Origin of the sequence: Sorangium sp. So ce327 (assembly GCF_051530205.1) — a bacterium.
Taxonomy (GTDB): domain Bacteria; phylum Myxococcota_A; class Polyangia; order Polyangiales; family Polyangiaceae; genus Sorangium; species Sorangium cellulosum_B.
Map to the genome: position 1 here is coordinate 3,299,042 of NZ_CP150330.1, position 10,959 is coordinate 3,310,000.

The window sequence follows — 10,959 nt, forward strand, 5'->3', positions numbered from 1 at the left end:
TCACGTCGTCTCCCCCTGGCCCCATGACCCTGCAAAGGGGTGGCCCCATGACCCTGCGACGTGGCAGCCCAGGCAACAAAACCCCCTGAAGCGAACTCCCATGTCCCTCAGGGTCTCACGGCGCCTCGACCCGACAAAGAAAAGCGGGGCTGCGATCACCATGACCGCAGCCCGGTGACGGTCGGAGCTCGGGAGGAATCAAAGCCGCGAGCCGGGCAAGCCGCTCGAGGCAACCGCTACGACGACAGATCCCCCGCGCGCTCGGTCGAGAGCGGCAGCTCGACGCAGAAGGTCGAGCCCCGGCCGACCTCGCTCGACACGCGAATTCGGCCGCCGTGCGCCTCGACGATGGTGCGGGTGATATAGAGGCCGAGCCCGAGCCCCCCGTAATGTTTCGACGAGACGCCGCGGCGAAATCGTTCGAAGAGCTGCGCCTGCACTTCGGCCGAGATCCCGATCCCACGGTCGGTCACCGAGAGCCGCGCGACCCGATCTTCCCGGGTGATGGTGATGTCGATCGGCCGGCGTTCACCGAATTTGATCGCATTGGTGAGGAGGTTGGTCACGACCTGCTCCAGGCGGTGCGGGTCCCACCGGCCGATGACCGGCTGCTCCGCGCGCACGGCGACCACGCTGCCTGACTGCGCGATCTGATCGCCGAGGTGGGCGACGAGCTCGTCGACGAGCGCGCGCAGCTCGACGGGCGCCGTATACAGCTCGAGCCTCCCCGCCTGGATCCGGGAGACGTCGAGCAGCATATCGATGAGGTCGGTGAGGCGCTTGACCTGGCGGCCAGAGAGGGCGACCGCGGATCGCACGCGCTCGACGTCCATGCCCCGCGCGAGCCTTTTCCCCAGCGATTGAATGGCGAGCAGCAGGCTGGTGAGCGGGGTGCGGAGCTCGTGCGAGGCGATAGAGAGGAACTCGTCCCGCAGGTGCACGGCCTCCTCCGCTGCCGTGCGCGCCCGCCGCTCGTCCAGGAGGAGCTGATCGCGCTGCTGCTCGGCGCGCACGCGCGCGGTGATGTCGCGGAAGCTCCAGACCCGCCCGACCACGCGCCCGCCGAGGCGCTGGGGCTGCGAATAACGCTCGAAGACGCGCCCGTCCACGAACGGGATGGCATCGAAGCTGGACTCCTCGGGCGAGGCATAGAGAGCGCGGATCCTCTGCAGAAACGCCTCGGGATCGAGGACCTGGTCGCAGACGAACGTACGGAACGTGTCGTCCGACCCGGTGGAGAGGATCTCGTCCGGGATGCGCCACATCGCCGTGAACCTGTGGTTCTGACACAGGACGCGCTGCTCGTCGTCGACGACGAGGATGCCGTCCGCCGTCGATTCGAGCGTGGCCTCGAGGAGCGAGAGGGAATGGCGGAGCACCTCCTCGGCGCGCCGTCGCTCCGCGTTCTCCTGCTGCAGATCCGCATAGAGGCGCGCATTTTCGATGGAGTTGGCCGCCTGGGCGGAGAGCAGCCGGATCACCTCGACGCGATCGGGCGTGAAGGCAGAGCGGGTGAGGTCGTTTTCGAGATAGATCACGCCGGCGAGGCGGCCCTTGTAGACGATGGGGGCGGCGAGCGAGGAGCGCGGCGCACCGCCGGCGAAGCAGGGATCGCGCCCGAACGGCCCGTCGATCGCGAGGTCGTCGAGCAGGACGGTCTCGCGCGTCCGCGCCACGTACGTGACGACGCTGGCCGGCAGGTCCTTGCGGCCCTCGAGGGGCGCCGCGCCGAGCACGCGGACCGACGCATCCCGGATCTGGTGCTCGGCCACGACGACGAGCCGTCCGTCACGCAGGAGCAGGAGGACGCCGCGCCGCGCGCCGGCGTTCTCGACCATGATGCGCATGAGCGCGTCGAGCAGGCGGTCGAGGACGATCTCGCCCGAGATGGCCCGAGAGGCCTTGAGCACCGAGCCGACGTCGAGCGCGGCGCCGGCCTGCGGGCTCCTCTCGCCGCGGAGGCTCTCGCCCGGGACGAGGTCGGGGTACGCGTTCTCGAGGCGCCGCATCGCCTCCGTCGCGCCCCAGCGGCCGTACGCCCTGTGCGCCTTGGTCAGGTAGGCGCCGGCGATGGTCTCCTTGCCGAGCGCGCGGAAGCAGAGGCCCGCGAGCTCGTTGCCGAGCGCCTCGTCGTGGAGATAGCCGCCGCGCTGCGCGAGAGCGATCGCCTCGTCGTAGCGGTCCCCGGCGGCGCGCGCGTCGCCGCGGACGCGCTCGAGCTCGGCGAGGAGGAGGGCGCGGCGGTGCGCCAGGTTCTCCGGGCAGAGGTCCGCCCAGCGCGAGAGTTTTTCGGCGGAGACCTCGGCGCGGGCGAGGAAGAGCGCGCGCTCCGCCGGGGAGACGACGTCCGCCGCCTGCGTGAACGCGATGCCTGCGTAGCAATGGAACGCGGGGTTGCCATGCCAGGCCGCCACGGCCGGGATCTCGATGTTCGGCAAGAGCGCAGCGCGCGCCGCTTCCTCGAACGCCCCCTGGAAGACGCAGAGGATGACGATGTAGAAGTGGGCGAAGAAGAACGAGGCCTGGTTGTCGATGCGGCGGGACTCCTCGATCACCTCGTCGATATCGACCCACGCCCCCTTGAGCGTGGCGGGGCGCTCGGTCTCGACCGAGAGCTGGTGCGCGATCTGTCCGACCGCGCCGACCGCCCAGGTGATGGCATTGAACTCGTCGAGCTTGCGCGTCGGCTGGTAGCTCCGCGCCTCGGCGAGGAGGTCGGAGAGCGGGAGGCCGCGCAGGAGGCTGTTCGTGATGCCATTGGCCGTGTTGTAGAACGACCAGATGTACTGGCCCGTTTCGAGCCCGGCGTGCATCCCGGCGACGAGCGACGCCTTGCAGGCGGCGTAGCCCTCTCGCCAATGCTGCACGAAGGCGCCCCACATATTGCGGAGCATCGCCTCGGACTTCTTGTCCGTGTAGCGGTCCGCGAGGTCGATGGCGGCGCGGCCGAAGCGGTAGCCGAGCGCGATGTCGCCGCGGGCGCAGAGGAGCATCCCGAAGTTCATGCAGCCGAAGATCGAGTTCTTCGAGAGCCCGTGGCGCAGCGTGTTCTCGAGGATCTTCGCGACCGTGATGCCGAGGTCGTTCGTGGCCAGGAAGTAGCAGGGGAGAAAGAGCTCCTGGAGCACGTCCTGCATGGCGAGGATCTCCGGGTCCGCGAGCGGCTGCAGGCCTGGCAGCGCCTCGATCGTCCTCTCTCGGACGAGATCCATCGTCGCCCGCACCTGGGCGTCGAGCATGGCGTCGTCCGGGAAGAGAGGCAGGTCGATCCCGAACGGGCGCAGGGCCTCGAGCCCCTCCGCGAGCGCGGCTGGCAGGTCGTTCTTGAGCACCTGCACGTTCATCTTGAGCCGCAGCACCTCGGTGCGATCGAGCCGGCTCGCGGCCCGCTCCAGGCCTTCGGAGAGGATCGAGAGGGCGTCGTCATGCTGGCCGCAGAGCGAGAGCATCAGGGCGGCTCTCTTCGCGTAGTCGAGGCGGAGCGGGTACTGTGACGCCCAGGCGTCCTCCGGAAGGTGCAGGAGGCCGAACTGCAGGTAGCGCAGCGCGGCGCCGAAGGCGGCCGAGTCCTCGGCGCGGCATGCGGCCTCGAGGCTCATGCGGGCGAGGTGCAGGCGCTCCGCGGGGTCCGACACGAGGTCGCCTGCGCTGTTCAGGTGGCCGACGACGTCGAAGAGGCTCTGGCTCTCCGAGAGGTCTAGCTTGCCCGCGAGCAGCCGGCCGATCCGGAGGTGGAAGGCGGGTCGGTCCGCCTCCGGGATCATCGCGTAGGCGCCCTCCTGGACCCTGTCATGGGCGAAGCGGTAGCCGCCGCGCCCGGCGATCACGAGCCCCTCGCTCACGGCGGGATCGAGGCGGGCGTACGCGTCTTCCGGCGAGCACTCGTTCACCGCGGCGAGCACGTCGAGGTCGAACCGGTTGCCGATGGCCGCGGCGAGGTTGAGCGCCTTCACCGTCGCCGGCGGCAGGCGCGCGATGGTGCGCACCATGAGGTCTGCGACGTTGTCCGTGTACCCGAGCGCGTCGATCGCGGCGAGGTCCCAGCGCCAGCCTGATCCGGCTGCGTACGCGAGGGCGCCGTGGTCGTGCAGCAGCCGGACGAGCTCCTTGACGAAGAACGGGTTGCCGCCGGTCTTCTTGTGCACCGCATCGGCGAGCGGCCCACAGTCGCTGCGCTTGAGGCTATCCGAGAGCATCTCGATCAGGTGCGGGCGCGCGAGCGGGGTGAGTACGATGTTGCGCACGACGAGCCCGGCTTGCTTGAGCTCCTCGATCGCCAGGATGAACGGGTGCCCCGGCGATACCTCGTTGTCACGGTAAGCGCCGCAGAAAAAGAGGGCATTGAGCGAGTCGTCGGCGAGGAGCGCGCGGAGCAGCCCGAGGCTCGCGGGGTCGATCCACTGAAGATCGTCCAGGAACAGGACGAGCGGGTGCGCGCGCCGCGCGAACACCGAGACGAACAGCAAGAAGCACCGGTTGAGGCGGTTTTGCGCCTCGATCGGGCCGAGCGCCGGGACGGGCGGCTGCGGGCCGATCACGTGGGAGAGCGACGGGATGACGTCGCAGACGACCTGCGCGTTCGGCCCGAGCGCCTCGAGGAGCGCGCTCCGAAAGCGGAGGATGCGCGCATCGCTCTCGGTGAGGATCTGCCGCACGAGGTCGTCGAACGCCTGGATCACCGCGCTGTAGGGCGCGCCGCGGTTGTATTGGTCGTATTTGCCGCTCGTGAAATAGCCCTTCTGCCGCGCGAGCGGCTTCAAGATCTCGTGTACGAGCGAGGACTTCCCGATCCCCGAGTAGCCGGAGACGAGGACGATCTCACGGCCCCCCTCGAGCGCGCGCTCGAACGCGGCGGTGAGCGCCTCGATGTCCTGCTCGCGGCCGTAGAGCTTCTGGTGGATCCGGAAGAGGTCCTGACGATCGCGCTGGCCCGCGACGAAGGGCTCGATCGTCCCCGTGCCGCGCAGGGCCTCGCGGCAGTGCTCGAGGTCGGCGAGCAGGCCCTCGGCGCTCTGGTAACGCTCCTCGGCGTTCTTCGCGAGCAGCTTGAGCACGATGTCGGAAACGGCCTCGGGGATGGTCGGATCGACGCAGGACGGCGGCGTGGGCGCGAGGGCGAGGTGCGCGTGAATGAGCTCCATCGGGTCCAGGGCCTCGAAGGGGCGCCGACCCGTGAGCATCTGGTACAGAATGACGCCGAGCGCGTAGAGGTCGGTCCGGTAGTCGACGCCGCGGTTCATGCGGCCTGTCTGCTCGGGGGAGACGTAGGGCAGCACGTCGGCGATGACCGCCGGCGCGTAGAGCCGCTCGTGCGCGTGGGTGATCTCGGCGTCGACGCCGAAGCCATTGATCTTGACCGCACCGCGCGCGCCGACGAGCACGTTCTGCGGGCGCAGATCGCGGTGGACGAGCCCGGCCAGGTGCACCGCGGCGAGGCCTTCGGCGAGCGCGGCCGCGAGATCGAGCGCCTCGCCGACCGGCATCCTGCGTGACGGGCGCGCGGCGAGGATCCGCGCGAGATCGCGGCCCGGGAAGTCCTCGAGGACGACGATCAAGGAGCCGGCGAGCGCCTCGACGCCGCGCAGGGCGACGAGGCGGGGCGAGGCGAGGCGCGCGATGCGCTCGTACTGGTGCTTGAAGCGCACGACCTCGGCGCCGGTCGATCTTTCCGCGCACAGGACTTTCAGCAGAACCGGGACGCCGTCGCCCTCGTGGTATGCGCGGTACAGGGCAAAATCGGCAGTTTCCTCGATTTTCTCGCGGAGCGCGTAGCCTCTCTCGACGATCATCGAAAACCTTGCTCGCTCGCACGTCAACGCGACGCACGACGACCAGCTACTTGTATATTCCAACGGGTGTGACTTGGCACCGGCGGAGTTTGGCCCACGCCCAGCTCGTGCGGCTCTTGGGTGTGCAGGCGCGTGAGGTCGTCAGGAAACTCCGAACGCCCCCTGGAGTCCGGGCGCCTGGCGCACCCGTTGGCGGCCAGGGGTCTCACGGGAGGGGCGCGATGGGCAGCGTGGACGTGGTGCGTCAGAGCTGCGGAACAGGAGCGGCGTCGAAGTGGGCCGCCGGTGGCACCGGAGGGGTGAGCAAGCTTGGACCGAACGTCGAGCCCGCCCCTCGCGTGGACTCGCTGCCGGAGCCTTGTTGAGCGTCAACGGGCCCACGATCGAGCCCTCGACGCCGACGATGCGACCCTCGGTATCGCGCCGGTGGCACAGGGGGGCGCCTCGTCGTGCGCCCGCCGGAGGGGCGACCGTTGATGGTTACTGCCGTCCGCTTCCCTCGGCAGGCGGGGTGCCGCGCAGCGCGTAGCCGATGTGAGCCATGTAGTCGGCTTTGCCGATCTGGACACCCTGGTTGCGCAGGATGTCGTAGGCCGTGACCAGGTGGAAATAGAAGTTGGGGAACGCAAAGTCGCGCAGGAACTGCTCGCCTGTGAACTCCACCGACAGGTCGGTCGCCAGCGGAAAGGCGATCGTGCGCGTCTCCGCGCCCCGGTAGCGGTCGGCCGCGACGGACTCGACGTAGGCGATGGTGCGCTCGATCCGGGCCTTGAAGCCGGCGAGGTCGGCGTCGGCGTCGGCCTCGGCCACCGCCGGCGGCTCCTCGCCCACGAGCCGCGCGACGCCGAAGCGGGCCTGGTCGCAGACGAAGCGCACCTGCATCGAGAGCGGCAGCATATCGGGGGCGAGCCGGATCTGGGCGAGCGCAGCACCGTCGTGGCCCTGCGCCGCTGCCTTGTCGAACAGGGCGGAGAGGTTGCGCAGGAAGGGTACGAAGGTCCCGGTCGTCAGGCTGTGCAGGGCGATGGTCATGGGCGTCTCCTTGGGTCTCGGTCGGTCGGCGGCCTCTCGGCCGCGCTCGCGTCGGCGTGCACGCAGGTCGTGAAGCCGAAGCCCGGCGGCGCCGAGAGTACCCTGTCCGGGCGCCCCCCGGGGAGTTGCCTTGCCCCCTCCCCGAGGCGCGCTCCCCCCGTCCCGCGCGCCCCGATCGAATCAGCACGCGCCCCCTCTGAATCTTCAGGATATCGACTTCGCGGAGGAGCCCTTCCGTGAGCGACAGCTTGCGCGTGGTGCGGTGGATGAGGCTCGCGCTCACGCTCTTCTCGAGCTCGGCCAGGCGCTCGCTGACGACGGACTTCGACAGGCGCAGGCGCCGCGCCGCCAACGCTGACCGTCTGTCACTCGGCCCCTGGGACGCCGCGCGCCGGACAGGAGAGAAGGATCATGGGACGTTTGCAAGACAAGGTGGCTATCATCACGGGCGCGAGCGCTGGTATCGGCGAGGCCACCGCCAAGCTCTTCGCCGCCGAGGGGGCGAAGGTCATCCTCGGGGCGCGGCGCGAGAGCGAGCTCGCACGCCTGGTGAGCGAGATCGAGAAGAGCGGCGGGCGCGCCGCCGCGCTGGCCGGCGACGTGCGCTCGGAAGACTACGCCAAGGCCCTGGTAGCGCGGGCGACAGAGAAGTTCGGCAAGCTCGATATCGCCTTCAACAACGCGGGCGTCCTGGGCGAGGGGGGCCCAGCACCGGGGTCTCCGAGGCCGGCTTTCGCGACACCCTCGCCGTGAACCTCACCGGCGCTTTCCTCGGCGCCAAGCACCAGATCCCCGCGATGCTGAAGCACGGCGGAGGGTCGGTCATCTTCACCTCGACCTTCGTCGGCCACACCGTCGCGTTCCCGGGCACCGCCGCGTACGCCGCGAGCAAGTCCGGCCTGATCGGCTTGACGCAGGCCCTCGCCGCCGAGTTCGGGCCGCAAGGCGTGCGGGTCAACGCGATCCTGCCGGGCGCCGTCGACACCGCGATGTACCACGAGGCGAACAGCACGAAGGAGTCGCAGGCGTTCGTCACGAGCCTCCACGCCCTCAAGCGCGTCGCGACCCCGGAGGAGGTGGCCCGCTCCGTGCTCTACTTCGCCTCGGACGACGCCTCCTTCGTCACCGGGACGGCCGCGCTGGTCGACGGCGGCCTCTCCATCACGCGCACCTGACCCGAGGAGGTGAGGGGGAGTCGAGGCGAGCCCCGCCGGGCCGACGTGAGGAGAGGCGGCCGCGCGGGCTCCTGCGCGCTTGCGGACACAATTTCCTGGCGGGATCTCCGACGCGCGGAGCCAGGCGCGCTCACTCGCCTTGCTGAGTGCGCTTGAGGAAGCGCAGCAGCTTGCCGCGCGAGACGCCGAGCCGCTCCGCGGCCGACGTCACGTTGCCCCCGGCGGCCGCGAGGGCGGACTCGACGCGCTCCTGCGTGAGCGCGGTCTTCTGTTCGTCCGGCGCCTTCCCCAGCGCCTCCTCGACCGCCCACAGCCGCAGCCCGGGCTCGTGATCGAGGCGGCGCACCTCCGCGAGGGCCGCGTCGAGCCCGCGCACGTTGCTCGGCCAGGGATCGAGCAGCAGCCGCTCCATGGCCTCGACCTCGACCGCTTCGGCCGGGAGCGCGACGCCCGCGCGCCGCGCGAGCTCGCAGGCCACGCTGAAGAGGTCCTCGCGCCGCTCGCGGAGCGCCGGCACGTGGATGCGGGCCATCGCGAGCCGCGCGAACAGGTCGCGCCGGAACGCCCCGCGCTCCACCATCTCCTCGAGGTCCCTGTGGGTCGCGGCGACGACCAGCACGTTCACGTGGACCGGCCGCTGCGCCCCCACCGGCAGCACCTCGCGGTTCTCCAGGAGCCGCAGCAGCTTCGCCTGGAGATCGGGATCGAGCTCGCCGATCTCGTCGAGGAACAGCGTCCCGCCGTCGTGGGCCACGACGATCCCGGGCGCTGCGCTGCGCGCGTCGGAGAACGCGCCCGCCACGTGGCCGAACATCTGGGACTCGAAGACGCCGCGGGCGACGCCGGCCACGTTCACCGCCGCGAACGGCGCCGCGCGCCCGAGGGCCGCCGCCGTGGCGCGCGCGACGAGCTCCTTGCCAACGCCCGTCTCCCCTTCGATGAGCACGTTGCCGGGGCGGCTCCGCGGCAGGCCCGCGAGCGGCTGCGCGACGCCGCGCAGGCCGTACGGCCCGACGAGCCCGCCCACGGGCGGCGCCGGATCGAGCGGGCCGAGGAGCTCCTCGCGGAAGACGAACAGCACCCGCCCGAGCCTCAGCACCGCGCCGTCGTCGAGCGGCGTGAGGTCGCGCGGCGCGAGCCTGGACCCGTTCACCCACGTGCCGTTGCGCGACCCGACGTCCGCGACGCGCAGCGCGCCGCCGGCGCGATCGATCCGCAGGTGCTTGCCTGACACCTCCTCGTCGGCGAGGCCGCGCTCGGCGAGCCAGGCGCGGCCGATGACGGTCCCGGAGTCGGGCAGCGCGAACGCCATGGGCCGCGGGAACGCGCACACGAGCGCTGGCCGCCGCCTCCCGGCCTCGGGCCGCACCGGGCTCCGGTGATCGAGGGTGCTCGACACGTCCTTGGCCATTCTCCTCGCAGGGTGCCATGCACCTCCGGAGCGTGGAAGCGCCGCGCTAAGGGGCGACGGAGATGTCGTTCGCCCGGAGAGCAGCGCGGCTCCCCGCAGAGAAGCGCGGCTTCAGCGCCTCAGAGAGACCGCCCGTCGAACCCGCACATCGGATCTCCCGGGTTCGTGCACTTGGGCTGCAGGGGCCCCACCCCGACCTGCGGTCGCGTGCCCGGCGCCGCGGGTCGGGCGAGCGCCTCCCGCAGGTGGGCGAGCGCGCTCTCGTAAGCGCGGAGCGCGCCCTCGTCGGCGCCCGGCGTCCTCGCGCGCGCCGCGGCGACCTGGGCCGCCGCCGTGGCCTCGGGCCGCCGCCGCTCCGCGGCCCATGCGGCGAGGTCCGCGTGGCGCCGATCGAGCGCCGCGATCCTCTCGAGCGCGTCGAGCCGTGTCTCCAGCGCGTCGAGCGCGTCCCCGAACGCCCGCAGCCGGTTGTGGTCCAGCGCCCGCGGATCGAGGGCGTTCCGCGCCGCCTCCGCGGTCGCGCGTGCCTCCTCGGCGTCGCTTGCGAGGGGCCGGCTGCGCAGCGCCGCGTGGCGCCGGTCGAGGGCCGCGAGCTCGGCCGCCCTCGCGCTCTCGCGTTCGTCTGCCAGCGCCGCCTGCGCATCACGGAGCCGCTGGGCCTCTTGCTGGAGGCTCGCCACGTGCTGCGCGACCCCGTAGGCGCCCGCTGCGCCGCCGCACAGCGCGAGGCCGAGCGCGGCGGCGAGCGCGTGCGTCAGGCTGCGGCGCCGCCCCTCGGCGCGCGCGCGGGCGACGGCCAGATCGTGCGCGCGCGCCGCGTTATCCGCCTCGAGGCGCGCCTTCGCCTCGGCCTCGATGCGCGCCACCTCGAGCGCCGCCCGCGCCCGCGCTTCCGCGCGCGCCTCCGCCTCGGCCTGCTCCCGCTCGCGCCGCGCCTGCGCCTCTGCCTCGGCCGCGGCCCGCGCCGCCTCCGCGGCCCGCAGGCGCGCTTCCTCCTCGCGCTGCTCGCGGGCTTCCTTCTCGCGCGTCCTCGCGCGCTGGAGGTGCTCCTCCCGCACGCGCGCCTCCTCGAGCTTCGCGAGCTCCGCGAGGGAGAACGTGACGGACGTATCGGAGGTATCTCGGGTCATCATCGGCATCGGGGCTCCTCTCCGAGCGCCCCCGTAGCAGCCCGCGTGCCGACGAGTTCCAATGTGAATTCAGCCACTTAGGCCCGCGATTCGGCCCGAGCGGGCGATCGCGATCGCGCCCGGCGCCACCGATCGCGATCGCGATCGCGCCACCTCCGCGCGCTCCAGGTGGACCCGCGATCGCGGGGCGTCCCTGGGCCTCTTCACGATCCGCGCGGCCGGCTCCCACGGTAGGCCCGAGGGGAGGGCAACCCGGAACCACCTCCCCCGCGCCGACCCGCCGAACCGAGCGCGCCCGCGCGACGAGCAACTCCTCTTCAGTTCGCCCGCCTCGTCCCAACCATTCCCTGACCGCACCCGCGCTCTCCACCATTCGCGTTGACAGCCATGAGGTGCCCGTATAGGGTGCGCCTCTCGCGAAC

4 protein-coding genes and 2 pseudogenes are annotated in these 10,959 nt (G+C 71.5%); 1 reads left to right on the forward strand and 5 read right to left on the reverse strand.

Annotated features, from left to right (window positions below; translation table 11 throughout):
- Nucleotides 1-236 precede the first annotated feature (236 nt).
- The 3 genes and pseudogenes from WME95_RS12630 to WME95_RS12640 all read right to left on the reverse strand — a co-directional run.
- Nucleotides 237-5,789 (reverse strand): AAA family ATPase, encoded by a 5,553-nt coding sequence (locus WME95_RS12630; protein WP_437908619.1) that lies wholly within the window; start codon nucleotides 5,787-5,789, stop codon nucleotides 237-239.
- Between the two features lie 480 nt (nucleotides 5,790-6,269).
- On the reverse strand, nucleotides 6,270-6,821 hold the full coding sequence (locus WME95_RS12635; protein ID WP_437908620.1) for a DUF1993 domain-containing protein: 552 nt from the start codon (nucleotides 6,819-6,821) through the stop codon (nucleotides 6,270-6,272).
- A 229-nt stretch (nucleotides 6,822-7,050) separates the two neighbouring features.
- Nucleotides 7,051-7,173, reverse strand: a pseudogene (locus WME95_RS12640) (helix-turn-helix domain-containing protein); the annotation flags it as partial.
- A gap of 59 nt (nucleotides 7,174-7,232) precedes the next feature.
- Here WME95_RS12640 and WME95_RS12645 point away from each other — a divergent pair.
- Nucleotides 7,233-7,996 (forward strand): annotated as a pseudogene (locus WME95_RS12645) (SDR family oxidoreductase).
- A gap of 130 nt (nucleotides 7,997-8,126) precedes the next feature.
- Here the strand turns inward: WME95_RS12645 and WME95_RS12650 are convergent.
- Complete coding sequence (locus WME95_RS12650) at nucleotides 8,127-9,395, reverse strand: sigma 54-interacting transcriptional regulator (RefSeq protein ID WP_437908621.1); 1,269 nt, start codon at nucleotides 9,393-9,395, stop codon at nucleotides 8,127-8,129.
- 131 nt (nucleotides 9,396-9,526) lie between these two features.
- Nucleotides 9,527-10,540 (reverse strand): hypothetical protein, encoded by a 1,014-nt coding sequence (locus tag WME95_RS12655; RefSeq protein WP_437908622.1) that lies wholly within the window; start codon nucleotides 10,538-10,540, stop codon nucleotides 9,527-9,529.
- Nucleotides 10,541-10,959: the final 419 nt, after the last annotated feature.

Coding starts and splice junctions, on each gene's coding strand:
- WME95_RS12655 (WP_437908622.1), bottom strand. CDS start 10,540: ATGATGACCCGAGATACCTCCGATACGTCCGTCACGTTCTCCCTCGCG.
- WME95_RS12630 (WP_437908619.1), bottom strand. CDS start 5,789: ATGATCGTCGAGAGAGGCTACGCGCTCCGCGAGAAAATCGAGGAAACT.
- WME95_RS12635 (WP_437908620.1), bottom strand. CDS start 6,821: ATGACCATCGCCCTGCACAGCCTGACGACCGGGACCTTCGTACCCTTC.